Source organism: Burkholderia cepacia complex sp. TUM26381, assembly GCF_057439935.1.
The window spans coordinates 2,672,571-2,698,472 of record NZ_CM172006.1; the positions used below are offsets into that span (position 1 = coordinate 2,672,571).

The window sequence follows — 25,902 nt, forward strand, 5'->3', positions numbered from 1 at the left end:
GGCATGCGTGTTTCGATCGACTTGTTCGCGATGCGTACGTTTAAAACGACGTTGCGGAGGCGTTCGGCGAAATTCCGGTACCATTGCGCCTTTCGTCCGCCGGCCAGGCCGCAGACGGCATCATCGAATTTCCATTTTCCCGAGCGTCACATGAGCGAAGTAACCGAATACCAGAGCTGGGTCTGCCTGATTTGCGGGTGGGTCTACAACGAAGCGGAAGGGCTGCCCGACGAAGGCATCGCCGCCGGCACGCGTTTCGCCGACATTCCCGCCGACTGGCGCTGCCCGCTGTGCGACGTGGGCAAGGAAGATTTCGTCGTCGTCGATTTCTGATTTCCCGTTCCGATCGCGGCTGATCACGCGATACGCGCGTCGGTGCGCATTCCGCCCCGCCGACGCGCCGCGCCTTTGCTATACTCTGCGCGCTGTCCACACCGCCGTCCGGTTCGCGTTTTTTCGCGCGATTGCCCGGACATGGCTCTCCCCGTAGTTCAATGGATAGAACAAGCGCCTCCTAAGCGCTAGATACAGGTTCGATTCCTGTCGGGGGGACCACCTAAGTTCCCAACACTTCCCAAGTTTGCCCAGAAAGCCGCACACAGCCTTGTGTTGCCTAGGCTTTTGCTGCCATCATTGCCCAAGGTCGCCCAGTACAAGCAACCTAACTTGGGGGCATCTTTTGGGACATGCCTCCGTGCCCCCAAACTCGATGCCCCCACGCCATGCCAAAGCACGCTACACCGCTGACCGAGATGCAGATCCGCAAGGCCAAGCCGGCCGACAAGCCCTATCGCCTGGCTGACGGCAAGGGCTTGTATCTCGAGGTCATGCCGAACGGATCACGCTACTGGCGGATGAAGTATCGCTTCGACGGCAAAGAGAAGCGCGCCGCCTTCGGCGTCTATCCGGAGGTGACGCTCGCTGAGGCTCGGCAGGCCTGCCTCAATGCACGGAAGCAACTCGCCGCCGGCACCGATCCGACCGAGCAAAAACGGGAAGTCAAACGCACCCGGGCAATCGAAGCTGCGTCGACGTTTGAGGCTGTCGCACGCGAGTGGTTTGCGGCGCAGAAAGATGGATGGACCGAGGTGTATGCAGGCAAGGTGATCAATTCGCTGGAGATCGATGCTTTCCCACGAATCGGTCATCGCCCGATCCGAGACATCGAGGCGCCCGACATGCTCGAGATCCTGAGAGCCGTCGAATCCCGCGGTGTACGCGAGACGGCTAAACGCATCCTCCAGCGCTCGCGGGCAGTGTTCCAGTACGGAATCATGACCGGGCGATGCCCCCGCAACCCCGCTGCCGACATCGATGCCGAGACCGTCCTCAAGAAAGGTACGGGCGTCAAACACATGGCGCGGGTCAAACCCGTCGAAATTCCCCAACTCATGCGGGACATCGCAGCCTACCAAGGCGACCTCGTCACGCGCCTCGCGCTTCGCTTCATGGCGCTGACATTCACTCGGACGACCGAGATGATCAACGCTGAGTGGGATGAGTTCGACGAGCGCGCCGCCGAGTGGCGGATTCCGCCCGAGCGGATGAAGATGCGCGACCCGCACATCGTCCCGCTGTCGCGCCAGGCGCTCGACACATTGGCCGCGTTGCGCGAACTGAATGGTACCCACCGGCACGTCTTCTATAGCGTCCAGGGCCGAAGCCACATCTCGAACAACACGATGCTCTATGCGCTGTACCGTATGGGCTACAAGTCGCGAATGACCGGACACGGGTTCCGCGGTCTGGCCGCGACCGTGCTTCGCGAACTCGGTTATAGCCGCGACGTTGTCGATCGCCAGCTCGCCCACGCGGAACGCAATCAGGTAACCGCCGCATACGTGCATGCCGAATTCCTGCCCGAGCGCCGAAAGATGATGCAGCACTGGGCTGATCATCTTGATGCGCTCGAAGCAGGCGCACAAATTATCCGGATCGGATCGGTGGCAGGCTAATACCTCTGCGAGGCTATCAGTCAGCCCGATGGCGATCATGATAGCCAAGCGGGTCGCTCAAATATCGATGGATCTGTTCGTTGCTCCATACGGTACATCGGAGCGACAGTTGGATAGGCCTAGGTGCACGCCCTGCGAGGCACAACTTTCGCCATGTCTCCCGTGATACCCCAACGAACGGCTCGATCTGCTTCCACCTCGAGTGGCCGACGAGCGGCAATGCGCCACCGTGCCTATGCATGACGTGCCTCCGCTTCGGTCAACACCTCGCGCCCGTACACGCGCTTCACCCATGTTCCACGTCCGTCACCGTGGCCAAGCCATGTCGATACGCCGGCGGCCGCCTCCCGACGCGATACACCGGCAGCCTTCTGCCGCTCCAGGTGCTCGGTCGCGTACGCGTAGCGAAGGCTATGCGGTGCACGCTCGGCGGTCATACCGACCTTGCGCACGACATAGTGATAGCGCTCCATCGCCCGTTTCAGATCCGGCTTGCGGACCAGCTTCCCGCCGTACTCGTTCGACAGTCCGATCGCCCGCTCCACCAGGTCAGCAGCGCGCCGCCGATCCAACGGTGGGCTCCGACGCGTCTTGCCCCCCTTCGTCCCGTGGATGATGGTCACGAAGCCGTCTCCGATCGAACTCGACAGCGCGCGCCGCCAGTCAGCCAGCGATTTGATGCTTTGAACCGCCTCCCTCGCTCGCAGCCCAAGTTCAAGCTGCAGCTCGAGCACAACCGCGATGCCTGGATCGATCGCAGCAACAGCAGCACGATACGGTTCCAGTTCGTCGCGCATCATTGGCCGCTTCGTGCCCGCCCGACTAGCCCCCGACAGACCGAGCGCCGCATTGCTCATCTTGTCGGCAAACGGCCGGCGGCCGATCCCTTCGAGCGCCGTTCGGATGTGCGTCATGTTGTTGACGGCAGTCCGCTTCGAACGCCCTCGGCCCGTCATGTCGTTCGACCAGGCGATCAGATGCTTCTCTTTGAGCTGGCCGGTCGTGTGAACCTGAAAGCCCATGTCCCACAGAAACCGCGCGAAACGCGCGAGCGACTTCTCGCGACCTTTCGAGGTCGAGTTTGCCTGTTTGCCACGCGCCCCGCGCGCAGCACGGCACAGGTCGGCCGTGAGAGATTTGTGCGACATGCGTACCCCGCATCCATGACGTGAGGCTCGACCCCCAGTTGCCTCCCTGTCCGCTGGACGGTGCCGCGAAACCGCAGCTGGGAGACAACAAACGGGGGCACGAGCCTCGGCCTGGTGAGATTGGGAGCGTTCTACGCCAGCAAGCCGGCGCAGCCCGGCACGCATGAACCCGATGAGGTTCGACGCGTGGCGGGAAGACGCTTCCCCCGTTTGATCCGTGTTTTGGCTTTGCGACCGATCGGGGGCGCCAATGCCCCGACCGCGCGAATTGATGCGTGCCGAGCGAGTCGACACGAGATTTCAGACGCCGAGGCCGAGCACGCCACCAATCGTCACGAAGACGATTGAGACGGACGCAGCGAGGCACGGCGTTAGCGCTGGGGAGCGCACGTCACGGATTGATTGCCGCGGGAGCGGCATACGGGGATTGCACATCGCGCCTTTCGCAGGAAGCAAAAGGCGATGGAGGGCTTCACCTATCGGCGAAGCGGTCACGAGTCCATCAGGAAACGATGGACGGATTTTGGGCGCAGGCCCTACTCAGTTCATTCGGTGATCAAGCCACCGTGCCCGCAGAGCGGGCTTTCAAAATATTTGCCGATCAGTTTCGGCGCACTTCAGTCGATGCCTTACCCAGGCGGGGTGTGAAGCAAGATTAGCGATGCCGATCCGCCTTGGCAACATTTTTTCGAGGATCACCGTGGACTCTCGCTATCGAACAAAAAATGTCAGTCGCGGCTACAGAGTGACGCATTCGAATTTTCGCGATAGCCTTGGATCGCCACGCGGTTTTGCAAAGTGACGCCTTGTCACGGCGCGCACGACAATGTTGTGGCCATGCAACGGCAAACGGGGAAATAAAAATGGGCGCCATGGGAGAGGGATTGTGAGCGGCACGCACTACGATGTATTGCGCGTAACACGGGACGCACCGCCGGAGGTCATCCGCGCCGCGTACAAGGCACTCTCGCAAAAGTGGCACCCGGACAAGAATCCGAGTCCCGAAGCTGGCGCGCTCATGCAATCGATCAATGATGCATATGCCGTCCTATCTGATCCGTCCCGACGCGCCGGTTATGACAGAACGCTGCATCCCTCCAACACTGAGTGGCCAAGACCCGGAACCAGCCAACATGAGGCAAACCACGGCGCCGACGCTGCCGCCGCACAGCCGAGACGACGCGCCACGTTTCAAGTTGATTGGGAAGCAGTCTCTCGCGCGCAAGGCGATCAAAAGCGTAGATATCGAGTGTTCGGGCGCGATAGCGTGCTCGCCGCGGTGAAGACATTTGGGCTACTGTTCGGAGCAATCTTCCTTCTGGCATTCCTTTCGCGAAAGTAATTCCTCGCGCGGCCGAGCACGGCACATCATCCGGTGCGCTCCCTATCGGCGAGCGCCCGGCGATGGACGGGCGTGATTCTCAGTAGGTGCATCGCGAGGATCTCGACCCGTCTTGATAGACCACGCAATCAGAAGGCGCGAACCAACGGAATGCGACGGCTCGCTGCCACGCCGATATGAATCGAGGGTACTCCGCGGGACAGAAGCATCTCGCGCAAGGTCATACAACGAATACCCGTTACGGCAGATATCTGCGAGCATGCGAAACCAATCGAGGCGGAAAGCCTGACTAGACACCGCCCGATCTAACGGTAGTGGATTGTTTCTCATGAGCCGGCGACTGCCTTCGTGCTATATGGACTATCGGAACCCGTGATCTTGAGCATCCAAATTGGCCTGTGGCGAAGTTACGCGAGCAGGAACACCTACAACAGCACCAGTCAAGGCTGCGCCCCGTAAGGAAAAAGCGCATTCACGTTCGTATTGCGGACAGGCTGTTGGTTTGCTGGTACGGCCACCGCTCCAGCGACCCCAGGCACGAACGGAAGAAGCTGATTCAGCGAATCGAGCGAACGCCGTTGGACCGCCATTGGAAGCTCGCCGCCAAGCGCGGTCTGCGCCGCACGTTCATTGACGAACTGATTGATCGAGTTGCGGGCGATATTCAACCCCGGAATTTTCAAGCGGTCGGAAATTGCCGTCAGCGCATTCATTGCCATCGAAGCACCGGCGGCCGCGGTGTTTGAGTGATTCACCGCGGCACCGGCCGGCTCAGCCTGCACGTTTGCGGCGACGCGTCCGATCTGCCGAAGCTGCGCCGCCTGCTGCGTCCCGAAGAGCGCATTTAGCTTCACATTTCCCATCGAGTTGAGCGCCTTGTTGAAATTCGACTGCGAGAACGTCCCAATCTCGTCGCTCGCGCCGCCGAGCGCCTTCCCCTTCAGGTACTCGAGCGCCTGCGTCTGCAGCGCGCGCCCTTGATCCGGGACCATTCTCATGAGCGCGTTCACGTCGCCAACATTTCCGTTCAGCACATACTTGCTAAAGAAGTCGTCCGGAACGGCGCGACCGGCCGTAAGCGCTTGGAGCGCTGGCGTCGAATCGATAGTGCCGAATCGAGCTGCTGCGGCATCGCGCGCACGATTGAACGCCGCGATCGCCTCGGCGCCCTGCGCCGCTTCGCCACCGAGAAGCGGAGGCGTGTTGTCGAGCGCATCACGGACGATCCCCAGCGCGTGGACGATGTTACCGTTCTTGCCGTCGTTGTTGGCGATCGCCGTCGAGAGTTGCCTCTTGATCTGCTCCGCATCCGCGACGTTGAATGGCTGCGCCCCTGACTCGATATCGTCCAGAATGCCCCTGAATGCGCCCGGCAAGTGCCGATCTGCAACCCCTTGCCGAAGGTTTTGGCGCGCAGCCTGAACGAACTGAGTCGCGTCAAGCGGAATCTCGTTACCGTTAATCGCGTTGGCCTGGGCATACATGCCGGCGACACGTGCTTGTGATGCCGCATCCTCTCGCCCGAGCGCATCCATCAGCTGCCGGCCGGTCTGGTACTCGCCGAGCGCCTCGTTTGCACCCTGGCGGTTCAGGGAGTCGATCAGCGCGGTATTCTGGTCCGCGTACCGCTGCATCAGCGGCTCGCCAGCATTCTTGATGCCGCGCAGGTTGCGCTCGGTCGTGAACTGTCGCGGATCGCGCGTGGCTTGCCCGAGCGTCAGCCCGTTCTGCGGACCAAGCACAGCAGTTCCTTCCGCCTGCCGCAGTGCGGCCGCCGGATCGAGCGCCCGATTGGTCGCGAGGGCGTCCGTTACCCGCGAGCGCACGTTGTTCAGGATGCTGTCGGGAATCACCGAAATGTCGATGCCCTGGTCAGCCGCAGCTTGGCGAATCACCGCATCGGCGTTCTGCGACGCGGCGACCTGCGTCGACGGCAGCCGCGCGCCGACGCTCGACATGACCCTGTTGACGCCCGTTGCGAGGCGATCGGCGACGGCTCCGAGCGCGGAACCTGCCGCGCCACCGACGGCACCGCCCAGCGCGCCGACACCAGCGCGTTCGGCCATCGTGCCGAGGGTGTCTCCCTGGTGCATGGGCTGCGCAGCGCCGGTAACGGCGCCGGCAACCGCACCGCGACCGACCATGCTCGCCAGCCCGCGCGCACCGCCCACGATGGGGCCACCGATCAAATTGACCGGGTTTGCGATCGCGCCGCCGATCTCGCCTGCGATCTGCTCGGTGCTGTTCGCCGGCGCCGGCGTGATCGAATCGACGCCACGCTTGATCAGCGTGTCGACGTCCTGCAGGTGCGGATCATGCCCGAGCGCACCACCAACGGCGTTAATCGTCGCGTTCACGGGATTCGCGACCAGGCCGACCGCGTCGGCCACGCCGTGACCGACTGCGCGCGCCGCCAAACCCAACTGGTGCCCGAGATTGTCGACGGTCCACGGCGACGACTGCGATGCCACGGCCGGTGCAGAGGCGGGCGCGGGTGCCGTCCCGTTCAACCGTGCGAGAAGCTGGGGATCTGTCACATAGTTTGGCGTCGCGGCATTCGCGGTCCCAGATACTGCGCTCGCGACGGCATTCCCAACGCGAGCAAGCATGCCCGGCTGTGCGGCCGGCGCCTGAGCTCGCTGAACGGTCCGCAATGCGCCCTGCAGCTTCCCGACGTATTGCGGATCCTCGGCATAGCCGGCAGCCTTCAGCGCCGATGCATACCTATTCATGTCAGCGCCGGCGCCAACAGCGCCCGGATACTTCCGCGAGATCAGGCTGGCATAGTCCGACGCGAAATCGCTCGGGCTCGCATAAGCGCGATACGCATCGGTGCTGCCCGTCATGTTATCGCGCGCCGCCGCGCCGCCGCCCGAGAAGTCTTTGATATTCCCGAGGTTGTTCGTGCCCGGGATCACCGATTTGCCCCAGCCCGTTTCATGCCCCCACTGCGCGAGCAGCACATTGCGGTCGACACCGAGCTGCTTGCCGACGGAATCAGCAACTCCGCCGTACTGCTGTACGAAAGAAGCCGGGCCCACGTCGGCGGGCGCAGTTCCCTGCCCACCGTTCAGCCGCGCAAGAAGGAAAGGATCGGTAACGTAATTCGCCATCACTGCACCTCCAGCCAGCCGTGACCATCAAACTGATACGACTTTCCACCGTCCGCTTTGATAGTGCCGCTCGGAATTGCCGGCACTCCATTCGCACCCGACATAGCTTGTGGCTGCAGTCCGGACGCACCGGGCTGAGTATGGGTTGCGGTCTGCATCCCATTCGGTTCGTACCACGCATTGCCCGAGCCTCGACGCAATCCTTCGATGACGGTCTGACGGTTCGCTGCCTTTTGAGCGATGACCGCCTCGGAATCACCAGGTTGCGGGAAATATTGTCTCTGGGCGTTGCTGAATTCGCCCGGCGCGATCGATGCGCCGGACTCCCTACGCAGCACGGCGTTCACGAAGTCACGTTGAGCCTGCTCGACGCGCTGCGTGTTCTCGCTGCTGCGCTTATTGACCAGCGTCCCGAGCAGCGGAATATCGGAAGTAGCCGCCGCCAGGTTCACGGCCTGCGGCGAATACTTCCCCGCAAGATCGCTCATGACGCGATCGGCCGACAGCGCGCGTGCCCCGTAGACTGCGGATTGGGACTGGTATTCGGTCGGTTGCTGAGTCTTCGGACCGATCGGCTGTCCGTTCGCATTCATTGCAGGCATCGCCTGCCCGGTGGCCTTGTTGATGATCATGCCGCTGTTCGGATCGTACTCGTTGGCACGCATGTTCTGCGCACGCGTTTCGATTCCTTCGCTCGCGAGGTTGTGCCGCTGCGTCTCGCCGAACTGAGCCTGCGCGAGTTGCTGGTCGATCGCCTTATTGTGCTGGTCGAGCTGCTGCATCACAGTCAGCCCCTTCTGCTGAAGATTCGCAATCGCAGTCGGATCGTAAGTGCCAGGCATGTTGGCTGCGGCATCAGCCCCGACGTGCTGAGTAACCCATTGCCGGGCGAGATCCAGACTCGCTTGGTCGGATACGCCACCGAGCACTTGCCCAACGGCACCGACCTTCTGCAGCGCCCCCTCGACACTTGCCTTCTGCTGAGCAAGCTGCGCCGATTGTGTTTCGGCCAGTGACTTCGCGAGGCCCGGGACCGCAGCGCCGTAGCCGCTCGAAGCGACGTTGCCGACGATCCCGCTCGCATTCAGCGTGCCATCCGCATTGACGGCACCAGGCGCCTTAAATGCGTCGTTCAAGGCTTGCGCCTGCGCCGTCTCACGCTGCTTGTCCTGGATCGCGAGGTCGAGCAGTTGATTTTGACGTTGAGCGCCCTGCGCGCTGGCAAATTGCGCGTACTGGGTGAGCGGGTTCTGTACCTGAACCGGTTGCACCTGAAGAGAGATATTCGGATCGAGTGCCATGATCAGCCCGTGAAGTTGTATTGGTTATTGCCGACTCCATACGAGGCCGGATTTACGCCGCCGCCCAGCGCGCCGCCGGTCACGCCGTAGAGAGTCGAACCCGATGCGGCGACCGGCGCCGTTGCCGGCGCAAACAGCTTGTTCAGCATCAAGCCGCCAGTCATGCTGTTCGCCAGCCCAGACAGTCCACCAGTAATCGCATTCGCGCCGCCGACGGTGCCTGCAGCCGAGGCGGCCGCGCCAGAGGTGATCGCGTTCGCGACATTGCCGGCAGCCTGTGCGCCCATCGCACCAGTCATTGCCGAAGCGTTCTGACCGTTCCCGACAAGTCCGAGCAGCCGATTCACGGCGTCACTCGCAATCCCGTAGTTCGTGCCGAAGTTGCTCAGCGCATTGCCGCGGTTCGTGCTGTAGGTCGAGAGGCTTCGATTGAATGTGTCGCCATACGTCGAATCTGCGAGCCCCGTCGCATACGCTTCGGCTCCCTTCATCGCTGCGCCGGATGCACCGAGCCCGCGCGCCGACGCGCTGTTCTGCGCCGCCTTCAATCCCTGCTGCAGGGTGAACTGATATCCCGGCGTGGCGGCCGCCTCGGCCGCCGTCGGGGCCGTGAATGAGCCGTAGTTGAAGGTAGCCGAGAGCAAGGGGTTCTGTAGTGCATCCTTCAGCTGCGGGATGTAGCTCGACCCGAGATCGCGATATGGTGCGAGATCGTCGCGGGTCTGCTGATATTGCTTCCACTGCAGGTCGGCAGCACGATTCGCGGCATCTGCCTGAGTTTGCGCAGCATCCTCGGCAGCATTGCCGCCGATAACACCACCGATTACCGATCCAACACCGCCAACGACGGCAGCCGTGATTCCGAAGCTCATTTGGTCAACTCCTTTCGTTCGTTAAGCAACTGCAGGTTCTCGCTCCCCCCAAGCAATTGCCGACTGGTGGATTCCGTCAGCTCCTCGACAAGGTCATCGAGGTTCGTCGTGTCGGTCGCATGAATCGTGGTAAGAACGGCTTCTTCGATTGCATACGCCGCGCGCTTCGTACCCGGCATCGATTTGAAGATCGCCGGCGCCGAAAATTCACGCATGCCGTCGTCTGTCGTGATGCGCAAGCGCCCCTTCGATATGATCGTCAGATGCTCGGTCTTGTGAACCGCGCCAGTCGCGACGACGCCAGCCGGGATCGTCATCTGCCGCGCGTAGACGCCAGGTGCGAAGTGATGGTGCACCGGGCAATCGACTTGCGGCAGCTTCCGAACTTCGGCTTCAAGCGCGGCCACCTTCTCACGCATCTCCGATGGAGACAGATCCTCGAGGCCGCCAGCTGCAATTTCATCCATGTTGGTTTCCCCTCCCATTCCAGCTTCAATATCCACGGCCATCATGTGGCGTTCCCCACCAGTTGGCGCGAGACGCTACTGCGCCGGGCAATGTCGAGCAGCGCGGCGCGTGCGTCCGCTGGGATAGCCTGCTTCGCCGCCTCCGCGACAACAGCCGGTAATGTCGACAGTGACTGCTGCTGCGATGGCGGCACGGGCGGCACACCACCGTTATCGATCGCAGCACGGATGCGCGCGTGCCATGCGTCGCGTGATTCAGTCGGGTATGCCCTGCCGACGCCAACCTTGCTAGCCATCGCCAAAGCAGTCTCATCGGACAGCCACCACGCGCCACCGAGCTTCCGATCAGGGGAGTCCGATTCGACGACCCATTTCGCCTTGAAGCCGGCCCAGTTCGATTTGACGGCGTGCTCGACAGCCTGCGCGGGCGTCATACCGCACTTGCCAGCCTCGTCCCGGACGGCTTCCCATGCAGTCGGCGTGAGCGGTAGGCGCTTCGCCTTCCTGAGCGCAAGCCAATCGACTGCATGCTGACGCTCAACGCCTTCAGCGACGAGTGCCTTTGCGTTCAACGGTTTCTCGTCCGCCGGATCAGATACATCCGCACCGCGCTTGCGCGTGTGCGCTTGTTTTTTGTCTTTCTCTTCTTCTGTATCTGTATCTGTATCTGTATCTGTATCTGTATCTGTATCTGTATCTGTATCTGTACGCGTGACATGACCGTGACCTGTCGTGACCTGTCCGTGACCGTCACGCGTGACATGTCCGTGACCCTCTTCGCCGGTTCGTTCAACCGCGTTCGATCCCCCAGCGGCCCTCGCGCGCTCACGTTGGCGACGCTTGCGTTCGGCACCAGTCGGATCGCCATCGCCCTTGAACTGGCGCCCTTCCCAGCCCAATGGCTGCAGCGTCTCACGATCGATCAAAGCCACTTCTGCAAGACGCCGCGCGACCTCCTCGAGCTCGTCCACTTGCAGGCCCAGCTTGACGGCCACCTTGCGCTTGAGAAGCGCGCCGCCTTCGTCGAGAATCCCTTTGCCTTTGCAGCATAAGATCGCGAAGAAGTACCAGCGATCGCTAGGAGCGATCAGGCGCAGCTTCTCGTCGTCGACGGCGTCGGTGTACATACGGAACCACGGCATATTTTTCATGGTCATGCACCTCTCGCGCGCATCAGTGCGGACCTAGCATCGACCGCGACTTTCTGCGCGAGCTCCGCCAGCCCCTTGGGCGTCACCAGCACTTGAGCGACCGCCTTATCAGTGCCATCGTCACGATGGATAGTCGCGGTTCGGTGCTCGAGCACGCCACGCATGATCGCGACCTGGTACGCAGTCCAGCGGCCACCGCCGCGGCGATAGATCCATTGCTCGCGTGACAGCCAGCTAAACAGGAACGTCGGCTTGACCTTCAGGCTCTTCGCTGCAGCCGTGATATTCACCGAGCCATCAGCCGCCGACAGCCGGTCGAGCGCGGCAGCGTATTGCGTCTGCCGCTGACTCGCGCCCTCAAGACGCGCGCATCGATCGGCCAGGTCGGCAGCAAGCCGCAGCGCATCTGCCAGCGTCTGCGGGACGCTATCCGGCGAGCGTGGTCGCGCAAGCTGCTCCCGCAGCCGCATGAACGCGTCGACGAGACGTACCTGCCCTTCACGGGACCGCGCGCCGCCGATGAACGGCATTGCAATCAGCGCGCCGCGCTCAGTCAACTCGATTGCCCTCCGCAATTCGCCTTTGGCGTCGCGGTATTCGACCGGCTTGAAATCAAGCCCGTTGATCGTCCCGCCGCTGACCAAGGCATCGATCGACGCGAGCACGTTCTTGTGAGCGCGCCCGAACTCACGTGAAATCGTCAGCGAGTCCGTCACGGCCGCGCCGGCCCTCACGCGAACCAGATCGTGTGACAGCCCATTGGCCGACGCGGTATGATCAATGCGGGTTGTCGGGGTCGCGCACTTGCCAGAGTCGCGGCCCTTTTGCTTTTGGGTTGTCGCCATCAGCGTCAGGCCTCTGCGCGATAGCCGGCAGGATCTGCGAACCAGCGATGCAGTTCGCGATTCGGCCATGCCGCGCAGCGTTGGGACAGGCGCTGGCGACGAGGGAAGCGCCCCTCGAGCTCGCGTTTGCGCACGGTCTCGCGCGAGAACGGCACGAAGGCTTTCAGGTCATTCCAGGAAGTGAGGCCGTCAAGGGGCAGCGATCGCGGCTCGGGGAGTGCATCGCCGGCCGTCGCGTGGGTAGGGTTGGTTGCCATGTGCAAAACCTTGCGGGTCGGTGGACATGGCTGTGATTAGATGGTGAGGACCATCCCTCGGCGCAACCCTACCTCGCTACCTCAATTTGAGGTACGAATTCTGAGGTACGAATTCCGAGGTAGGAATCTGGTGCCGCTCTATGCCTGGTCGCAGATGTCCTGCCGCTGCCGCAAACGGTCCCACGCCAGATTGAACGTCTTTTCGGACGGGAACAGTTGCCTGTTACTCGTCAACACCTGCCGAACCGCCGATTTTGGCCCCGGGCGCCCCTTGGCTCCCTTCGGTAACGCAGTAGCGCGGTAACCCTGTCGCTCCAGTTCCTTGAGGATGGCGTCCTCTTGCGCGCTTTGCTTACCCTGCGACGGCCTGCGATCGGAAACGGGCGCCCCCTCGTTCGTTTCAGCATCGTTACCCGTCGCCTGCACGACCGGCTTAACCTCTCGCGCGGTCAACCTGGTAGCACGCATCGCCGCAATGACGTCTGCGGCGGCCCACTCCGCATGCATGGCAGAACTTGGGCGCAGCGCGATTTCAACCGGATAGCACTCAGGCGGCCACAGTGATTTTGGGCACGGTAGATCAGCCTGCTGGAGCACATATATAAAGCCCCCGCGCCACCAACCGACAAGGTCAGGATCGATATACGAATCCGCAAATTTTTCGCCTGCCATTCGCACCACCGGCCTCCCATCGGATTCCTTCGCAACGGTCAATCCAGTTGTCGCAAGTGACTTGGGAATTTTCGGAACCTTCACCCGATTCTTGATCTCACAAGAACGGACCGTGTCGTTGAGCAACAACTGGATGAGATTGCTATTCCCGTTGATCACTTGGGAGCTTGGAGCTAAGCAAGCGACGATATCGAAGGCGACCTTCCGCGATCTCAGATAATCCGCAATCACATGCAAAGGCTCGCCAGTGAACTCGGCCAGCTTGGTCAGCGCTTCTCGATAGCTAATAAACTTGGCGCGCTCAGCGGCCTTATGCGCCGAGAATGAGCGCGGTCCGTCGGTACTCATCGCATCCCTCTGCGAAACCCTTATGAGGAACCGCGCCGGCCGGGTAAGGGAGCCCGGTTTTCGCCCCGTCGAGCTAGGCGCGGTTGAAGCGATTATGCCAAATGGGCGCGCTGCCGTTTCGTGCCCACTTGGCCGTCGGCGCTAGACGAAACCTCGCTGACATCGCACGCGCCCGCGAACACCTGGCTGTCCGCCAAATCATCCGCCCTCTGCATCAGCAGATCCGACAAGGCCTGCGCGCCAACCATCAGGCCATAGGCGTCCGTCGAGTCTAGAGGCGTCCCGTCGTCAAAATCTTCCTGCACCGAGCTCTCGGCCAGGATCTTGGTGATTGTCGAGATCCCCTGGAGCGCGCGGAACATATCATTCAGAAAGAACGTGATGCCGTCCGGGACATTGGGTGACGTGCCGAATCGATTACGCGATTCGCTCAACACGCTAACAGCGCGCGCCGCCGATGCGGATTCCAACGTGGCCTTATCCATGTCGCACCTCCCGATCGTCAGCAGCGCTCGCGCATTCGCGCATCTTCTCTCCCACCTCGCCGAGATACCGCCCAATCAGTTCGGCTGCGCTCAAAAGACCAAGGTGGGCGCCCTGCCCCAATGGCTCGGCACCAGACATGCCTGGCTCGCAAATGCTGTTGTGAACGAGCCGGGCAATTACGCCGATCGCTTCAGCGGCGCGATGCACGTCACCGATCAGTGCCGTTGGCACTGTCGATAGTTCCGGCGCGCGGTCGTTGCTCCAGTGATCTCGCGTCAACACGGCAGAGAGCGCTTGATCCAGCTGTGCAGGCTTGACGTCAGACATTGCGCGCCTCCGCTTGGAGTTCGTCGCACAACGCAGCAAACAGGATGCGAATTTCCGTTTGCGCACCGTCTGTCAACAGTACGAAGGCATCGGCGCCGCCGCCCATCATCAAGTCACTCAACGCCTCCAACTGGTTGATCAGCCGGGCAACCGTGTGTCGCTTAGCCATGGCGCACCTCTTCGCGAGCAAGCTCGGCCAGTCGGCAAAGTGCGTCGCCGGTCACATCAAGTGCATCTTGATAGGTCGGCGCGAGCGCAGCGGAACGCAGCGCGGTACGAATAATTTCGAGTGGGGATTGCGGTTGCTCGGGACGAGCGATGGCTTGGCGCATGATGCGGCCTCCTGTAGGTGACATGGAGACCCGCCGCTCATTTCCACGTGAGGGTGGCGGGCCCGACGACAAGGGGTGGAAAACCGGCCTACAGGAAACCGGCCCAGCCGAAGCTGGCCCTCGCCCGGCCCGCCATAGAAAATTGGCGTGCAGAAGCGAACGGACGAAAAAATAGCCGCGTCTGCGGCGGCTCGTCCGCCTGTAGTCCACGGGTTTCCACGCCCGGCCACTGTTGTCTCAGCGACGACTGCAGGTTATCGCCGCCAATCGCGAGGCGTCAAGAGGGAATTTGTAAACTGGGACGGCCATGGCAAGATGCCGAGCAAACAGCATTCCAACTTCCACGTGTTAAAGCCCGGGGGAACCGTGTTCAACGTGCTGAAATCGATCTTCTCTAGAAACATATCTTCAAACGCGAATGCCGATCTAGGTAACACGCAATCCCTACGCTTCGCAGACAATGAAGCTGCGTTCGGATATGCCTGCGAGTACATTGACACCACGATCCGCGAAGAAGCTTTCATACCGGCAATCGTGACGCGAGTCGACAAGTCGCCCAAGGGCGACACATGGATTGCACTCAGGATCGCTTCGCCAGACAGGGGATTTGAATGGATCTCGGCGCCACGGGATCCGTCAATGCACATCCAAGCCGGCGACCTTGCGATATTCTGGGTCGGCCAAACGACACCGGTACTGACCGGCCTTGTCGTCGATACCGTCTATCCTGAGCTCCACCCTACCCGCGGCTGGAAAATCAAGCGGTAGACGCCAGCGACGACAGGACGCTGTTCGTGTGCCGCTGCGCCCCTTACGTCTTTCGGCGCCTACCTTCAGCCAGCAACGAATCCAAGGCAGAAAAATCGGGCTCGGCGGGAGATTCAACCTTGGTTGGCTTCGCGCCGGTCATACGCGCTACGAAATAATCCCGCGCAACCATTGGAAAACCAGCGATGTTCACCGCATGCGCCCAACCGTTGCGCTCCAACCAGCGTCGCATGCATGCGAGACTGCGCGGCTGGCATCCTACGAGTTCAGCCAGCTCATCGCGCGTAAGGTATCGGTTGCCGTGAGGAAGTTGTGACGTGTTGGTCATAGACATATGGCGCGGGACGCACTCTGATCGAAATGGCGGGCTCTCGCCCGCAATCCAGCGGTTTCATATGAAGCAGAGGAAAATGCCAGGTGAGCGATAGACTGTTGTCTCCCGACGACCTGATCCGCGTGACCGGAATGAAGCGGTACCGCAAACAGGCCGAGTGGTTCAAGGCGACGTTCGGTATCGACGTCGTCACGGCCGCGAACGGCGCCGTGATCATGACCTGGTCAACCTTCGAGTCGCTCCAGGCGAAGAAGGCCGGCCTCGCCGGCGACGCGCCCGGCACGCGCGAGCGGCCGGCTCTCCGGCCCGCCCTTCGCTCCGCTCATACCAAGAAATGATCGCAGGGCCACATGAATTGCTCCGAGATCACAACGCTACTTTCCATTTCGGCTCGGTGCGCCGCAGAACAGGCTGAGCGGAGCCGTTGATCTGCTCCCACGTGATCATTGGATGACCATCGACTTTGCGGGGTGGCTTGAACCCCAGTTGGCGCTCGATCCAGCGAATCTGCGCGGCCCCCTGTTTGAGGCCGCCCGTGAGTTGAATCAACTCGTCGTTGGTAAGGATGTGCAACTCGCCTCCATTAGATTCACCGCCCGTCCCGTTCCAAGGTTCCCGGCAACGCCCAAAACACGGCTCAACCGGCGTCCCGATACCGATTACGACCCGCACCTTAGCTTTTGACTACTTCTCATGGGGTTCGCTTCGATTTGGGCGTCAGTCCGTTCAGAGCGGCCCTCGCCTTCCCGCCGACGGTGCGGGGGCCGGTCGACAATCCCCCATGCAATTTGCACCGGCCGTTACTGTAGATCGCCGCGATCTTGCAGGGTGAGCCCGCCCGAGTCTTTGCTCCGCAAGCTAGACCGCGCAGTTCGTCAGGGAATGGTGGGAACAGTGGAACCAGTGGGGGATCCTGCGACCGCCGATACCTGCCCTGCTGCATCAACAGCTCAAACTCCGCGAGCTCGATCGCTTCGCGTTCGGTGCGTACACGGTCGCATTCGGCGTAATAGGCTCTCAGCCGATTTCGTCTGTCGGCATCGGTCACGGCGGCCCCCTACGCTTTAGGTGGCTCGATGAGCGCGGCAAGTTGCTTGATACGCTCGGCCATCTCGAGGAACCGCGCCGCCCATCCCGGGATTGGCGATTGACCGTTCACCCACCGACTCGGCGTGTTCTTGTCGACGTCCGCCATGCGGGCGAAGTCCGCTTGCTTCCACCCAAGGCGCGCGAGCGACGCGGTGAATTCGTCAGGGGTCATGTATGCGCCTCGCACGCGCGTGAGGATGATGCACCGATGATAGCGTGTCTCCCGATATGAGTACATAACGACGACAAACGTACTCAATTTAACATAACGCTGCTTATCAGTTTGTCGACGTGTGGACAATTTTTGTCCGCTTTACGGGAGACGCCCGTAAATAAAAGCACTCGCCGCGGCACCCTGTCTGCTCAATATTTAAGCACCGGTCCGCAGCAAAGTTATCCACAACCATCGTACCGGCCCAAATAATCGAGCAACCATAGGGCAGTGGGCGCCGATGATGTGAAAAGCCCCGCTCGGGGCGGGGCTTCGTTTCGGTTAGATCACACTTATTGCAGCTTGTCGCCGCTGTCGAGTTTCGACTTGTCGAGAGTGAACGGCTTGCTGCTATGCACTTTGTGCTTCTTCGCCTTGGCGCCAGTCTTCGCGGGTGCCGCGGCGGGCGCCGAAGCCTGAGCGAACGCAACCGTGACGAACATCGATGCAACGAGAGCAACTGCGAGTTTCTTCACGTCATTCTCCAAGCAAAAAGAAATGCCCCGTTCGGGAGAAAGCCCCGCTCGAGGCGGGGCTAGCCACACTTAGCCGGGCAAGTTACCGGCTAGGCCAAGAGCGGCAATGTTCGCAGACCGTTTCGAAGCGGCCTCGACGAACGCGCACGTACTGACGGACGTGCACGGCTTTCGGGTATGAGCATGAAATCATGCGAATCTCCAGAAATACTGCGGAAAGCAGTTTTGAAGACTTGCATGTCAGCTCCACCTAAGTGGTAAACTTCCATTTCACTATCCCAAGTGAACAAGTCGGCGTGAGGCCACTCTCGACCCCTCGTCGCACGCGGCCGGGCTGGAACCCGGCCGCTTCCATTTTCAGAGCAGGTCAGGGTCCTCCTGGTCGGGTGCGTCGATCAGATCAAGGAGCGAGCTCTGGTCACGCTGCTCGATCTGTTTGGTTGTGTAGACCCCTTTTTTGTCCGGATGCTGATAAATCAGCTCTTTGGCAGCCATCCGATACAGCCTCGACACCAGCTTCGTTCTCTTCTCAACTTCACCTGTTCGCTTGTACAGATTGACCAGAATCCGGTCCAGGGAGGCGGTCCCGCCGATGTCGTCGATGATTTCGATGATGAGAAAGTCCTTGCGATCGGAATCGTTCAGACTGAGCTCGTTCAGCAGTTCCTCCGGCAGACCGTCTAGGTCGTGCGGGGAGAGCCGAATAGGATCTTGCTGGTGAGGTGCCCCTGAATTTCCGAGGCTGTCGAGACTAGACAAGTCGGTGAGAAGCTGCCGAAACATCGCGGCACGCCCCTGAGCAGCCTTCGCCCTCGTCTCTTCGTTGCGATTGACGGCGCGAACTGCCTGCTTTTCTTGGTAATCGATTTGATCCTTTACGAAGGATCCGTACTTCTCTACAATAGATGCCACGTTACGCCCTTCGCAGGTGTGACCATGCAAGTAGCAGGGCTGGCCCTAGCCAGTTAAACGTCCCTGCCATCCATTTGAAACCCCGGCCGCGCCCGCAAAGCTCGCCGGGGTTTCGTTCGTTTACTCGGCTTTATCCGAGTGTTGGAAGGATTGTACCCCAGTCCTTTCCGGAACGCAATCATATGAGTGACCTACGCGAATTTGGAAAGTGAACGGTAGCGAATCGCTATCGAATTGATACCAGTTCGATACCAATGCGATATCGCATCAATATGCTGACCTCCCTGAGACCCTCTACATTTCGGCGCGCCGCGCCAGTGCTGCGGCGCGCCGCGCCCGTTTAAACGGCGCGCCGCGCTACGATCCGGGTGCACGGCCGCCGGCCGATCCCATGAGAAAGCGATGAGGAAACCATGAAAAATGAAAATTAGGCGCCTGAAATCACTTCTGAGACTCGCAAAGTAACTTTCAGAAAAGCATCTTTCTCCGACGTGCAATCGATTGCAAACCCCGGCTGCCAGGGCGAGCCCTGGGGAGATCGCCCGATCTGCGACACCGAGCCATCGGCAAAAGCGATTTCCACACGAAGTAACTTCGCGTTGACTTGCCGGCATGCCGCCCTAATTATCCGATCCTCGTAGCAAATAAGCTGGCAGCACGCGGTTGGGGCATTTTTGGGGGCATAACAAAAACAAATACTCTTGAAACACCCGACAGCAATGCCAACGTGAATTCTGTCGGGGGACCAGTCAAGCCCCAAACCTCCCCCAAGATCACCAAGAAACTCCCCGCCCAAGCCCGTCTGGCGGACCTCTAGCTCCTGTCGTTACCCAAGGTTGCTCAGTGACAGCCAGAGAAAGTGTTGATATTTTTGTTGGTATCAGCAGATACCAACAACACAGATACCAACAATGCCTCTCACTGACATACAGGTGCGCAACGCGAAGGCCAGCGCGGCACCATACAAACTGACGGACGGCAACGGGATGTTCTTGCTCGTCCAACCGAACGGCGCGAAGTACTGGCGCTTGTCCTACCGCTTCCTTGGCAAACAGAAGACGCTCGGAGCCACATTTCGAACAACACGATGCTCTATGCGCTCTATCGCATGGGCTACAAGTCCCGAATGACGGGGCACGGGTTTCGCGGGCTGGCGGCTACGGCTCTGCGTGTACTAGGCTACGGCCGGGACGTTGTAGAGCGTCAGATGGCACATGCCGAACGCAATCAAGTGACGGCCGCCTACGTCCACGCCGAATATCTGCCGGAGCGCAGGCGAATGATGCAGGCATGGGCCGACTACCTCGACAAACTCAAGGGCGGAGCCAAAATCATCGCGCTAGCCATAGGCCAATAGTAGATCGCCAAAAACTCTGTCCGCGCACACAAGCAATGAGCGTCGGTCACTATTCGCATCGAAAGCGGAGTGGCCGAAACAATGCTCGTAAGCAAGGCGTCCCGAGAAGTGCGCCGCCCTACATCAGACTCACTGATCAGGGTGCCTATAAGGTGCCACCCAGCCAGCCGCCTAAGATCTTTGAGACAAAAGACACGCCCTGCCCCGCGACATAAACAACAATCGAGAAGGCAAACGACCACACAGCGCCATGACAAACACGGCGCCCTCCAGAAAAAGTCACGAATCGATTGACTCCCCGCATCGACTCAAAGTACACTTCGCGCCGCGGGGTGGAGCAGTCTGGCAGCTCGTCGGGCTCATAACCCGAAGGTCGTAGGTTCAAATCCTACCCCCGCAACCAAATGCCGAAGCCCGCTCTGCGAAAGCAAGCGGGCTTTTTGCTGTTCGGCGTTTCGCGAACGTTGTGCGCGCGTGCAGCCACGCACACGGCCGGCGATGCAATCAAGTCTTCACCCTGACCTGCGACACGCGACCGCACCGCCCCCATTCGCCGCAGACCTACACCGCACATTGCGTAGAATTCCGAACCTTCTTCAGTTCAGCAAACGGACTTCTCCAATGATTCGAACGATCGCGGCGCTCGCCGCGCTTTCAGTGATGGCCGGCACGGCAAACGCCGCCGATACCGGCACGGCCCCCGCCAAACAGCGCTACGTCAGCCCAGGCATCGCCAACGTCACAGCCGCGGCAGCACCGCATCAGGCGCCCTCATCCTCCAACGCCCGCTGCCGTGAACTGGCCGCGGGCATCGACGCGGTAACGCACTCACCCGACCGTGGCCAGAAGATCGTGCGCGGAATGGGCCCGGACGGCAAACCGCGCAACGAACTGCGCGCCTACGACAAACGGGCCGACCTGGAAGCCGAGCATCAGCGCCTCGGCTGCCAGTAACGAATCACGAACAACGAACGCATCGCCACCCGGCCAGCTCACGCCGGCCATCGGCCTTTACGCGTTCGCACCGCCGTCGATCGTCAACCCGGTCCCGTTGATCGACCGCCCTTCCGGCCCGACGACGAACGCCACGAGCGCAGCCACGTCATCGGCCTTGCCGTACTGCGGAATCGCCATCCGCGAACGCTGCGCGCTCGCATGTTCGCCGTCCGCCGGATTCATGTCGGTATCCGTCGACCCCGGATGCACGATGTTGACCGTGATGCCGCGCGAGCCGAGGTCGCGCGCGAGCCCTTGCGTCCAGCCGATCAACGCGGCCTTGCTCGCCGCATAGAGGCTGATCCCCGCATCGGGCACGCGCGTCGCGAGGCAACTGCCGGTCGACACGATGCGCCCGCCCTCCCCGAGATGCCGCGCCGCCGCCTGCGACGCGACGATCACAGCGCGCACGTTCACGTTCAGCGTCGCGTCGATATCGTCGAGCGTGAGGTCATCCAGCGCACTCCCCCGGAAAATCCCCGCGTTGTTGACGAGAATGTCGAGCCCGCCGAACGTCTCCGCCGCGCGGTCGACCGCATTGCGCACGGCAACCGGATCTGCGCTGTCGGCCTGGATCGCGACGGCACGACGCCCCAGCGCCTCGATGCTCGCGACAACGGCCTGCGCCCGCTCGGCCGATTTTTCGTAGGTGATCGCAACGTCCGCACCATCGGCCGCCAGCCGTTTCGCGATCGCTGCGCCGATGCCGCGGCTGCCGCCCGTGATGAGTGCACGTTTGCCCTGAAGTCGGTTCATGTCGGTTCCTTTCCTCATTTATGTAACGACCAACACAGAATGTGGCAAGTTGCGCCGCACAGTCAATTGATTTATTTTATCGATCGATACAGATATCGACGATGGGACGGATGCAATGGCTGAACGAGGCCGACCGAGGAGCTTCGACAAGGAAGCGGCGCTGGATCGCGCGATGGAGGTGTTCTGGCGCCTCGGCTACGAGGGTGCGTCGATGACGGACCTAACGGCCGCGATGGGCATCGCGTCGCCAAGCCTGTATGCGGCATTCGGAAGCAAGGAGACATTGTTCCGGCAGGCGCTCGATCGCTACGGCGCCACGGAAGGACGGGAAATCTGGGAGGGTGTCGAACGCGCGGGCAACGCGCACGACGCGATGCAAAACTACCTGATGAATACCGCACGCGTATTCACGCGGCGCTCGAAACCGGCCGGCTGCCTGGTCGTGCTGTCGGCGCTGCATCCGGCCGAACGCTCCGATACGGTCCGGCAAACGCTGATCGCGATGCGCGAGGGTACGGTGGAGGCGCTGCGGGAGCGCCTCCGGCAAGGCGTCGCAATCGGCGAGATCTCGGTACACGCGAACCTCGACGCGATTGCCCGCTACTACGTGACGGTTCAGCAGGGCATGTCGATCCAGGCGCGCGACGGCGCGAGCCGCCGCGATCTGGAGGCCGTCGCACAGGCCGCGCTGGCCGCATGGCCGGCGCTCGTCGGTGCGAGCAGCACGGGCGGCGCGTAGCGGCAGGACCCCGCCGCGCGCGACCGCACCGGCGGGTTACTGCTTCGCCGCGTGCTGCACGTCCTTCGACGCATGCCACACGCGATAGCGCACCTCGAAGCCGTCCGGTACATAGACGACGAGCGGCAGGCGGCTGTTGTAGCGCAGCAGCTGGCCGTCACCGCGCACCTGCACGAAGCGTTGCTGCGGCGCCTGGCCCGGGCACGCCATCAGCGTCGAGGCCGGGCCCTTCACGTCGGTGAGCTGGTAGTACGTATAACCCCAGCCCTTCACGTCCTCTGCGCTCAGCTCGCCGCCGAACCACTGCTGGTTGCAGTCGGTCTGCAGCGTCTTGCCGATCATCAGCTCGACGCGGGCATCGCCCTCGTTCTCGAGCGCGGGCAGCCCGATCACGACGCGCTGCTGGCCGGCCGCTGCCTGCGGAAACATCTTGATCGACTCGGCCGGCACGGCGGGCGCCGATGCGGGGCCCGCCACGCACGCGGCGGCAGTCGTTACGCAGAAAGCGGCCAGTGCGGCCCGGATCGCGAATTTCATCGATGTGCTCCTGAAAAACAAATGAGCCCCGGATGCTAACACTTTCGCATCAGGACCTTACGGAGCTGTAATTTGCAGACACAATTGCAAACAGTCGCCGGTTCCCGTGCGCGGTACTTATACGGCAACCAACGGAGAACATCATGCTGAAGCTCATTGCTGCCGCCGGCGTCGCCACCCTGCTGGCCGGCTGCGTCGTCGCCCCGGACGCCGGATACGGCTACGGGCAGCCCTACTATTCCGATCCCGGCTACGCGTACGCGCCGTCCCCCGTGTACGGCACGGTCAACATCTGGGGCGGTGGCGGCGGACGCGACTGGGATCGCGGCCGGCGCGACTACCACCGCTGGGACGGCGATCGCGGCAACCGCGGCAATGGCTGGGGGCGCGGCGGACGCCGCGGCGACTGGAACGATGGCGGTGGGCGCGGTGACGGCGGTGGCGGCCATCGCCACTGACGCGCAATTGCAACCGTTTGTATCCGCGTGCGGCCCGCCGATGGCCGGTCGCGCGTCACGCAGCCGAACCGGTGGCCGCGCAAAAGCAAAGGCCCTCGCATGAAGCGAGGGCCTTTTGTCGTCCGGTCCGGCGAATGACCGTCGGCGGGTGCCGGCCTGCCGGCGCCCTGCCCGTCCAGGCGTCGTGTGCGCCGGCTTACCAGCCGGCCGGCTGCGCGTAGCCGCCCTGCACCGGCGCGCCGCACACGTATGCACGCTGGTAGCGGTCGTAGCAATAGTTCGGGCCGTCGTCCTGGTACTGCGCCTGCTGATACGTCGGATACGCAGGCTGCTGGTACGCAGGCGCCTGGTAATACGTCGGCGGCTGATAGGCCGGTGCCTGGTACACGGGCGCCTGATACGCGACGGGCGGATTCATCGCGGACGTCACGATCGCGCCCAGCACCGCGCCGCCGATCAATGCGCCGATGACGGCGCCGCCGTCGCGGCCATGCGCGGACGCCGGGCCCGCCACGGCGAGCGAACCGGCGAGGACACACACTGCGGCAATCTTTTTCATGATGGACTCCCACGCGAAGTGGTACTGGATGCGATGCATTGTGGCGGTGCGCGGCCGTAATAGATGCAGCAAGTGGTAACGCGCGATTACCGGTATCGCGCACACCGAAACGCGTCATCCCCGTGCTACGATTTTCGGCATACAGGAGACGCCTTCATGCAGCCCGAAACCGCCCGCCGTTTCGATACCGAATTCGCCCCGCGCATCGCGCAGGCGATCGCCGCCTACTTCGCCGAGCACGTGCTGACCGACGTCGTCCCGTACGGCGGTCACGGGCATCCGACGCGCGTGCAGATCCGCAGCGCGCCGCACGAGCATGTGAGCGGCTTCGAGCATCCGCTGAACCTCGAGCTGACCTGGGACACCGACGAGATCGAGCGGCTGATGGAACCGGACGGCCCGCAGCGCTTCGAGCACTACCTGGCCGCGCTGCCGAGAAAGCTCGGCGCATGGCAGGGCGCACGCGAGATCGATCTCGCGTCGCGCACGCAGGCCGACCCGCTCGTGCGGCTCGGCGGTCTCGACTTCGAAGGCTGATTGCGCACGCCGGCCTGCAGCCGCACGTGCCGGCGTCGCGTCACGCAGCCCGGTGATACACTCGACCGGCCCCGTCCCGGTGCCGCTGCACCGGCCGGGCCGTTCATCGCCGCCTCCACCCCTCCGCATGGCTGCGCACGCAACCGGCAACCGGGCGCGCGGACAACCACGCTCTCGCTCCCGTCATGAACGCCGATACCGGCCTGCCGCTTCCGCAACGTTACTGGGCGATCGTCTGCGTCGCCCTGGGCATCACGCTCGCCGTCCTCGACGGCGCCATCGCGAACGTCGCGCTGCCGACCATCGCGCGCGACCTGCATGCCTCCGACGCCTCATCGATCTGGATCGTCAACGCGTACCAGCTCGCGGTCACGATCACGCTGCTGCCGCTCGCGTCGCTCGGCGAGCGCATCGGCTATCGCCGCATCTACATCGCCGGGCTCGCGCTCTTCACCGCGGCCTCGCTCGGCTGCGCGCTCGCCGGCTCGCTGCCGATGCTGGCCGTGATGCGCGTGATCCAGGGGTTCGGTGCGGCCGGCATCATGAGCGTCAACGCGGCGCTCGTGCGGATGATCTACCCGTCGTCGATGCTCGGGCGCGGGCTGTCGATCAATGCGATGGTCGTTGCGTTGTCGTCGGCGATCGGGCCGACGGTCGCGTCCGCGATCCTGTCGTTCGCGTCGTGGCCGTGGCTGTTCGCGGTCAATGTCCCCATCGGCATCGCCGCGGTACTCGGCAGCCTGCGCGCGCTGCCGGCCAACCCGCTGCACGACGCGCCGTACGACTTCCTGAGCGCGCTGATGAACGCATGCGTGTTCGGCCTGCTGATCACGGCCGTCGACGGGCTCGGGCACGGCGAAGGTCACGCGTACGTCGCGGCCGAGCTGGCCGTTGCGTTCGTCGTCGGCTACTTCTTCGTGAAGCGCCAGCTGTCGCAACCGGCGCCGCTCCTGCCGGTCGACCTGATGCGCATCCCGATGTTCGCGCTGTCGATCTACACGTCGATGGCGTCGTTCACGTCGCAGATGCTCGCGTTCGTCGCCCTGCCGTTCTGGCTGCAGAACTCGCTCGGCTTCTCGCAGGTCGACACGGGTCTCTACATGACGCCGTGGCCGCTCGTGATCGTGTTCGCCGCACCGCTCGCGGGTGTGCTGTCGGATCGCTATTCGGCCGGTATCCTCGGCGGCATCGGGCTCGCGCTGTTCGCGGCCGGATTGCTGTCGCTCGCGACGATCGGTGCGCATCCGGGCACCGTCGACATCGTGTGGCGGATGGCGCTGTGCGGCGCGGGCTTCGGGCTGTTCCAGTCGCCGAACAATCGCGCAATGCTGTCGTCGGCGCCGCGCGAGCGAAGCGGCGGAGCGGGCGGCATGCTGAGCACCGCGCGTCTGTCGGGCCAGACGCTCGGCGCCGCGCTGGTCGCGCTGATTTTCGGGCTCTCGCCCGATCGCGGTCCGACGATCGCGCTCTATGTCGCCACGGCGTTCGCGGCAGTGGCGGCCGTCGTCAGCATGCTGCGCATCACGTCGCCACGGCCGGACACGGCGACCTGACACC

33 protein-coding genes, 2 tRNA genes and 1 pseudogene are annotated in these 25,902 nt (G+C 62.4%); 14 read left to right on the forward strand and 22 right to left on the reverse strand.

Translation table 11 applies throughout. From position 1 onward, the window contains the following. The first annotated feature begins 150 nt into the window (after window positions 1-150). The 3 genes from ACWMMN_RS12505 to ACWMMN_RS12515 all read left to right on the forward strand — a co-directional run bounded on the left by ACWMMN_RS12505 (window position 151) and on the right by ACWMMN_RS12515 (window position 1,955). Window positions 151-333 carry a rubredoxin gene (locus ACWMMN_RS12505; RefSeq protein ID WP_034190709.1) on the forward strand — a complete coding sequence of 61 codons (183 nt, stop codon included), beginning with the start codon at window positions 151-153 and terminating at the stop codon, window positions 331-333. 147 nt (window positions 334-480) lie between these two features. Next, window positions 481-555, forward strand: a tRNA-Arg gene (locus ACWMMN_RS12510). A gap of 167 nt (window positions 556-722) precedes the next feature. Further along, window positions 723-1,955 (forward strand): tyrosine-type recombinase/integrase, encoded by a 1,233-nt coding sequence (locus ACWMMN_RS12515; RefSeq protein ID WP_322073536.1) that lies wholly within the window; start codon window positions 723-725, stop codon window positions 1,953-1,955. 233 nt (window positions 1,956-2,188) lie between these two features. Here the strand turns inward: ACWMMN_RS12515 and ACWMMN_RS12520 are convergent, their stop codons facing one another. After that, window positions 2,189-3,103, reverse strand: a complete 915-nt coding sequence (locus ACWMMN_RS12520; protein WP_322073537.1) for an integrase domain-containing protein — start codon at window positions 3,101-3,103, stop codon at window positions 2,189-2,191. An 826-nt stretch (window positions 3,104-3,929) separates the two neighbouring features. Here ACWMMN_RS12520 and ACWMMN_RS12525 point away from each other — a divergent pair. Then, window positions 3,930-4,445, forward strand: a complete 516-nt coding sequence (locus tag ACWMMN_RS12525; protein ID WP_322073538.1) for a J domain-containing protein — start codon at window positions 3,930-3,932, stop codon at window positions 4,443-4,445. Between the two features lie 440 nt (window positions 4,446-4,885). Here the strand turns inward: ACWMMN_RS12525 and ACWMMN_RS12530 are convergent, their stop codons facing one another. From ACWMMN_RS12530 to ACWMMN_RS12585, 12 genes are all read right to left on the reverse strand, one after another. Next, complete coding sequence (locus ACWMMN_RS12530; protein ID WP_486422701.1) at window positions 4,886-7,558, reverse strand: glycoside hydrolase family 73 protein; 2,673 nt, start codon at window positions 7,556-7,558, stop codon at window positions 4,886-4,888. Further along, window positions 7,558-8,859 carry a hypothetical protein gene (locus tag ACWMMN_RS12535; RefSeq protein ID WP_486422702.1) on the reverse strand — a complete coding sequence of 434 codons (1,302 nt, stop codon included), beginning with the start codon at window positions 8,857-8,859 and terminating at the stop codon, window positions 7,558-7,560. Before ACWMMN_RS12535 ends, ACWMMN_RS12530 begins: the two co-directional genes overlap by 1 nt. Window positions 8,860-8,861: 2 nt before the next feature. Beyond that, window positions 8,862-9,731 (reverse strand): hypothetical protein, encoded by an 870-nt coding sequence (locus ACWMMN_RS12540; RefSeq protein WP_486422703.1) that lies wholly within the window; start codon window positions 9,729-9,731, stop codon window positions 8,862-8,864. Further along, window positions 9,728-10,243, reverse strand: a complete 516-nt coding sequence (locus ACWMMN_RS12545) for a hypothetical protein (RefSeq protein ID WP_486422704.1) — start codon at window positions 10,241-10,243, stop codon at window positions 9,728-9,730. Before ACWMMN_RS12545 ends, ACWMMN_RS12540 begins: the two co-directional genes overlap by 4 nt. Continuing rightward, entirely contained in the window at window positions 10,240-11,355 is a 1,116-nt protein-coding gene (locus ACWMMN_RS12550; RefSeq protein WP_486422705.1) for a hypothetical protein, read from the reverse strand. The genes ACWMMN_RS12545 and ACWMMN_RS12550 overlap by 4 nt, the downstream gene beginning before the upstream one ends. Then, window positions 11,352-12,194, reverse strand: coding sequence for a Rha family transcriptional regulator (locus ACWMMN_RS12555; RefSeq protein ID WP_486422706.1), 843 nt, complete (start codon window positions 12,192-12,194; stop codon window positions 11,352-11,354). Before ACWMMN_RS12555 ends, ACWMMN_RS12550 begins: the two co-directional genes overlap by 4 nt. 5 nt (window positions 12,195-12,199) lie before the next feature. After that, entirely contained in the window at window positions 12,200-12,451 is a 252-nt protein-coding gene (locus ACWMMN_RS12560) for a helix-turn-helix transcriptional regulator (protein ID WP_486422707.1), read from the reverse strand. Between the two features lie 138 nt (window positions 12,452-12,589). Then, window positions 12,590-13,471: a hypothetical protein gene (locus ACWMMN_RS12565; RefSeq protein ID WP_486422708.1), complete on the reverse strand. Its 882-nt coding sequence runs from the start codon at window positions 13,469-13,471 to the stop codon at window positions 12,590-12,592. A 92-nt stretch (window positions 13,472-13,563) separates the two neighbouring features. Then, window positions 13,564-13,956, reverse strand: a complete 393-nt coding sequence (locus tag ACWMMN_RS12570) for a hypothetical protein (RefSeq protein WP_486422709.1) — start codon at window positions 13,954-13,956, stop codon at window positions 13,564-13,566. After that, window positions 13,949-14,284 (reverse strand): hypothetical protein, encoded by a 336-nt coding sequence (locus ACWMMN_RS12575; protein WP_486422710.1) that lies wholly within the window; start codon window positions 14,282-14,284, stop codon window positions 13,949-13,951. Before ACWMMN_RS12575 ends, ACWMMN_RS12570 begins: the two co-directional genes overlap by 8 nt. Then, window positions 14,277-14,453, reverse strand: a complete 177-nt coding sequence (locus ACWMMN_RS12580) for a hypothetical protein (protein WP_486422711.1) — start codon at window positions 14,451-14,453, stop codon at window positions 14,277-14,279. The genes ACWMMN_RS12575 and ACWMMN_RS12580 overlap by 8 nt, the downstream gene beginning before the upstream one ends. After that, on the reverse strand, window positions 14,446-14,616 hold the full coding sequence (locus ACWMMN_RS12585) for a hypothetical protein (RefSeq protein ID WP_486422712.1): 171 nt from the start codon (window positions 14,614-14,616) through the stop codon (window positions 14,446-14,448). Before ACWMMN_RS12585 ends, ACWMMN_RS12580 begins: the two co-directional genes overlap by 8 nt. 147 nt (window positions 14,617-14,763) lie before the next feature. Between ACWMMN_RS12585 and ACWMMN_RS12590 the strand changes: the two genes are divergently transcribed. Next, window positions 14,764-15,384 carry a hypothetical protein gene (locus ACWMMN_RS12590; RefSeq protein WP_486422713.1) on the forward strand — a complete coding sequence of 207 codons (621 nt, stop codon included), beginning with the start codon at window positions 14,764-14,766 and terminating at the stop codon, window positions 15,382-15,384. A 43-nt stretch (window positions 15,385-15,427) separates the two neighbouring features. Here ACWMMN_RS12590 and ACWMMN_RS12595 read toward each other — a convergent pair whose 3' ends face one another. Then, window positions 15,428-15,718, reverse strand: a complete 291-nt coding sequence (locus ACWMMN_RS12595) for a DUF4224 domain-containing protein (RefSeq protein WP_486422714.1) — start codon at window positions 15,716-15,718, stop codon at window positions 15,428-15,430. An 83-nt stretch (window positions 15,719-15,801) separates the two neighbouring features. On the opposite strand from ACWMMN_RS12595, the gene ACWMMN_RS12600 reads away from it, so the two are divergent. Further along, a complete protein-coding gene (locus ACWMMN_RS12600; RefSeq protein WP_486422715.1) occupies window positions 15,802-16,056 on the forward strand; it encodes a DUF4224 domain-containing protein in 255 nt (84 codons plus the stop codon). Between the two features lie 28 nt (window positions 16,057-16,084). Here ACWMMN_RS12600 and ACWMMN_RS12605 read toward each other — a convergent pair whose 3' ends face one another. From ACWMMN_RS12605 to ACWMMN_RS12625, 5 genes are all read right to left on the reverse strand, one after another. Next, the gene (locus tag ACWMMN_RS12605; RefSeq protein ID WP_486422716.1) at window positions 16,085-16,291 is read right to left on the reverse strand and encodes a hypothetical protein; all 207 of its coding nucleotides are present in this window, start codon (window positions 16,289-16,291) and stop codon (window positions 16,085-16,087) included. A 118-nt stretch (window positions 16,292-16,409) separates the two neighbouring features. Further along, window positions 16,410-16,661, reverse strand: coding sequence for an HGGxSTG domain-containing protein (locus ACWMMN_RS12610; protein WP_486423229.1), 252 nt, complete (start codon window positions 16,659-16,661; stop codon window positions 16,410-16,412). A 114-nt stretch (window positions 16,662-16,775) separates the two neighbouring features. Continuing rightward, window positions 16,776-16,979: a helix-turn-helix domain-containing protein gene (locus tag ACWMMN_RS12615; protein WP_174998455.1), complete on the reverse strand. Its 204-nt coding sequence runs from the start codon at window positions 16,977-16,979 to the stop codon at window positions 16,776-16,778. Between the two features lie 332 nt (window positions 16,980-17,311). After that, window positions 17,312-17,494 carry a hypothetical protein gene (locus ACWMMN_RS12620; RefSeq protein ID WP_322073556.1) on the reverse strand — a complete coding sequence of 61 codons (183 nt, stop codon included), beginning with the start codon at window positions 17,492-17,494 and terminating at the stop codon, window positions 17,312-17,314. Between the two features lie 357 nt (window positions 17,495-17,851). Then, on the reverse strand, window positions 17,852-18,406 hold the full coding sequence (locus tag ACWMMN_RS12625; RefSeq protein WP_486422717.1) for a hypothetical protein: 555 nt from the start codon (window positions 18,404-18,406) through the stop codon (window positions 17,852-17,854). Window positions 18,407-19,317: 911 nt separating this feature from the next. On the opposite strand from ACWMMN_RS12625, the gene ACWMMN_RS12630 reads away from it, so the two are divergent. The 4 genes and pseudogenes from ACWMMN_RS12630 to ACWMMN_RS12645 all read left to right on the forward strand — a co-directional run bounded on the left by ACWMMN_RS12630 (window position 19,318) and on the right by ACWMMN_RS12645 (window position 20,717). Next, complete coding sequence (locus ACWMMN_RS12630) at window positions 19,318-19,536, forward strand: Arm DNA-binding domain-containing protein (protein WP_486422718.1); 219 nt, start codon at window positions 19,318-19,320, stop codon at window positions 19,534-19,536. Further along, window positions 19,470-19,763: pseudogene (locus ACWMMN_RS12635) on the forward strand (tyrosine-type recombinase/integrase); the annotation flags it as partial. The gene ACWMMN_RS12630 and the pseudogene ACWMMN_RS12635, both read left to right, overlap by 67 nt. A gap of 326 nt (window positions 19,764-20,089) precedes the next feature. Next, window positions 20,090-20,166, forward strand: a tRNA-Met gene (locus ACWMMN_RS12640). 218 nt (window positions 20,167-20,384) lie between these two features. Beyond that, window positions 20,385-20,717: a hypothetical protein gene (locus ACWMMN_RS12645; protein WP_059233508.1), complete on the forward strand. Its 333-nt coding sequence runs from the start codon at window positions 20,385-20,387 to the stop codon at window positions 20,715-20,717. Window positions 20,718-20,774: 57 nt separating this feature from the next. On the opposite strand, the gene ACWMMN_RS12650 is transcribed toward ACWMMN_RS12645, so the two are convergent. After that, window positions 20,775-21,515 (reverse strand): SDR family NAD(P)-dependent oxidoreductase, encoded by a 741-nt coding sequence (locus tag ACWMMN_RS12650; RefSeq protein WP_059233507.1) that lies wholly within the window; start codon window positions 21,513-21,515, stop codon window positions 20,775-20,777. Between the two features lie 115 nt (window positions 21,516-21,630). On the opposite strand from ACWMMN_RS12650, the gene ACWMMN_RS12655 reads away from it, so the two are divergent. Beyond that, the gene (locus ACWMMN_RS12655; protein ID WP_342702700.1) at window positions 21,631-22,254 is read left to right on the forward strand and encodes a TetR/AcrR family transcriptional regulator; all 624 of its coding nucleotides are present in this window, start codon (window positions 21,631-21,633) and stop codon (window positions 22,252-22,254) included. A 36-nt stretch (window positions 22,255-22,290) separates the two neighbouring features. Here ACWMMN_RS12655 and eco read toward each other — a convergent pair whose 3' ends face one another. After that, a complete protein-coding gene (gene eco / locus ACWMMN_RS12660) occupies window positions 22,291-22,791 on the reverse strand; it encodes a serine protease inhibitor ecotin (protein WP_059233505.1) in 501 nt (166 codons plus the stop codon). A gap of 143 nt (window positions 22,792-22,934) precedes the next feature. On the opposite strand from eco, the gene ACWMMN_RS12665 reads away from it, so the two are divergent. Next, the gene (locus tag ACWMMN_RS12665) at window positions 22,935-23,249 is read left to right on the forward strand and encodes a hypothetical protein (RefSeq protein ID WP_034190701.1); all 315 of its coding nucleotides are present in this window, start codon (window positions 22,935-22,937) and stop codon (window positions 23,247-23,249) included. Window positions 23,250-23,445: 196 nt separating this feature from the next. On the opposite strand, the gene ACWMMN_RS12670 is transcribed toward ACWMMN_RS12665, so the two are convergent. Beyond that, on the reverse strand, window positions 23,446-23,847 hold the full coding sequence (locus tag ACWMMN_RS12670; RefSeq protein ID WP_059233504.1) for a hypothetical protein: 402 nt from the start codon (window positions 23,845-23,847) through the stop codon (window positions 23,446-23,448). A gap of 117 nt (window positions 23,848-23,964) precedes the next feature. On the opposite strand from ACWMMN_RS12670, the gene ACWMMN_RS12675 reads away from it, so the two are divergent. Both ACWMMN_RS12675 and ACWMMN_RS12680 read left to right on the forward strand, forming a co-directional pair. Next, window positions 23,965-24,345 carry a DUF5594 family protein gene (locus tag ACWMMN_RS12675; RefSeq protein ID WP_059233503.1) on the forward strand — a complete coding sequence of 127 codons (381 nt, stop codon included), beginning with the start codon at window positions 23,965-23,967 and terminating at the stop codon, window positions 24,343-24,345. 185 nt (window positions 24,346-24,530) lie between these two features. After that, entirely contained in the window at window positions 24,531-25,898 is a 1,368-nt protein-coding gene (locus ACWMMN_RS12680) for an MFS transporter (protein ID WP_059233502.1), read from the forward strand. The last annotated feature ends 4 nt before the right edge of the window (window positions 25,899-25,902 follow it).

Bases quoted from the DNA above. Each gene is read 5' to 3' on its own strand.
- ACWMMN_RS12505 (WP_034190709.1), top strand. From the start codon at position 151: ATGAGCGAAGTAACCGAATACCAGAGCTGGGTCTGCCTGATTTGCGGG.
- ACWMMN_RS12515 (WP_322073536.1), top strand. From the start codon at position 723: ATGCCAAAGCACGCTACACCGCTGACCGAGATGCAGATCCGCAAGGCC.
- ACWMMN_RS12520 (WP_322073537.1), bottom strand. From the start codon at position 3,103: ATGTCGCACAAATCTCTCACGGCCGACCTGTGCCGTGCTGCGCGCGGG.
- ACWMMN_RS12525 (WP_322073538.1), top strand. From the start codon at position 3,930: ATGTTGTGGCCATGCAACGGCAAACGGGGAAATAAAAATGGGCGCCAT.
- ACWMMN_RS12530 (WP_486422701.1), bottom strand. From the start codon at position 7,558: ATGGCGAATTACGTTACCGATCCTTTCCTTCTTGCGCGGCTGAACGGT.
- ACWMMN_RS12535 (WP_486422702.1), bottom strand. From the start codon at position 8,859: ATGGCACTCGATCCGAATATCTCTCTTCAGGTGCAACCGGTTCAGGTA.
- ACWMMN_RS12540 (WP_486422703.1), bottom strand. From the start codon at position 9,731: ATGAGCTTCGGAATCACGGCTGCCGTCGTTGGCGGTGTTGGATCGGTA.
- ACWMMN_RS12545 (WP_486422704.1), bottom strand. From the start codon at position 10,243: ATGATGGCCGTGGATATTGAAGCTGGAATGGGAGGGGAAACCAACATG.
- ACWMMN_RS12550 (WP_486422705.1), bottom strand. From the start codon at position 11,355: ATGACCATGAAAAATATGCCGTGGTTCCGTATGTACACCGACGCCGTC.
- ACWMMN_RS12555 (WP_486422706.1), bottom strand. From the start codon at position 12,194: ATGGCGACAACCCAAAAGCAAAAGGGCCGCGACTCTGGCAAGTGCGCG.
- ACWMMN_RS12560 (WP_486422707.1), bottom strand. From the start codon at position 12,451: ATGGCAACCAACCCTACCCACGCGACGGCCGGCGATGCACTCCCCGAG.
- ACWMMN_RS12565 (WP_486422708.1), bottom strand. From the start codon at position 13,471: ATGAGTACCGACGGACCGCGCTCATTCTCGGCGCATAAGGCCGCTGAG.
- ACWMMN_RS12570 (WP_486422709.1), bottom strand. From the start codon at position 13,956: ATGGATAAGGCCACGTTGGAATCCGCATCGGCGGCGCGCGCTGTTAGC.
- ACWMMN_RS12575 (WP_486422710.1), bottom strand. From the start codon at position 14,284: ATGTCTGACGTCAAGCCTGCACAGCTGGATCAAGCGCTCTCTGCCGTG.
- ACWMMN_RS12580 (WP_486422711.1), bottom strand. From the start codon at position 14,453: ATGGCTAAGCGACACACGGTTGCCCGGCTGATCAACCAGTTGGAGGCG.
- ACWMMN_RS12585 (WP_486422712.1), bottom strand. From the start codon at position 14,616: ATGCGCCAAGCCATCGCTCGTCCCGAGCAACCGCAATCCCCACTCGAA.
- ACWMMN_RS12595 (WP_486422714.1), bottom strand. From the start codon at position 15,718: ATGTCTATGACCAACACGTCACAACTTCCTCACGGCAACCGATACCTT.
- ACWMMN_RS12610 (WP_486423229.1), bottom strand. From the start codon at position 16,661: ATGCAGCAGGGCAGGTATCGGCGGTCGCAGGATCCCCCACTGGTTCCA.
- ACWMMN_RS12615 (WP_174998455.1), bottom strand. From the start codon at position 16,979: ATGACCCCTGACGAATTCACCGCGTCGCTCGCGCGCCTTGGGTGGAAG.
- ACWMMN_RS12630 (WP_486422718.1), top strand. From the start codon at position 19,318: ATGCCTCTCACTGACATACAGGTGCGCAACGCGAAGGCCAGCGCGGCA.
- ACWMMN_RS12645 (WP_059233508.1), top strand. From the start codon at position 20,385: ATGATTCGAACGATCGCGGCGCTCGCCGCGCTTTCAGTGATGGCCGGC.
- ACWMMN_RS12650 (WP_059233507.1), bottom strand. From the start codon at position 21,515: ATGAACCGACTTCAGGGCAAACGTGCACTCATCACGGGCGGCAGCCGC.
- ACWMMN_RS12655 (WP_342702700.1), top strand. From the start codon at position 21,631: ATGGCTGAACGAGGCCGACCGAGGAGCTTCGACAAGGAAGCGGCGCTG.
- eco (WP_059233505.1), bottom strand. From the start codon at position 22,791: ATGAAATTCGCGATCCGGGCCGCACTGGCCGCTTTCTGCGTAACGACT.
- ACWMMN_RS12665 (WP_034190701.1), top strand. From the start codon at position 22,935: ATGCTGAAGCTCATTGCTGCCGCCGGCGTCGCCACCCTGCTGGCCGGC.
- ACWMMN_RS12670 (WP_059233504.1), bottom strand. From the start codon at position 23,847: ATGCATCGCATCCAGTACCACTTCGCGTGGGAGTCCATCATGAAAAAG.
- ACWMMN_RS12675 (WP_059233503.1), top strand. From the start codon at position 23,965: ATGCAGCCCGAAACCGCCCGCCGTTTCGATACCGAATTCGCCCCGCGC.
- ACWMMN_RS12680 (WP_059233502.1), top strand. From the start codon at position 24,531: ATGAACGCCGATACCGGCCTGCCGCTTCCGCAACGTTACTGGGCGATC.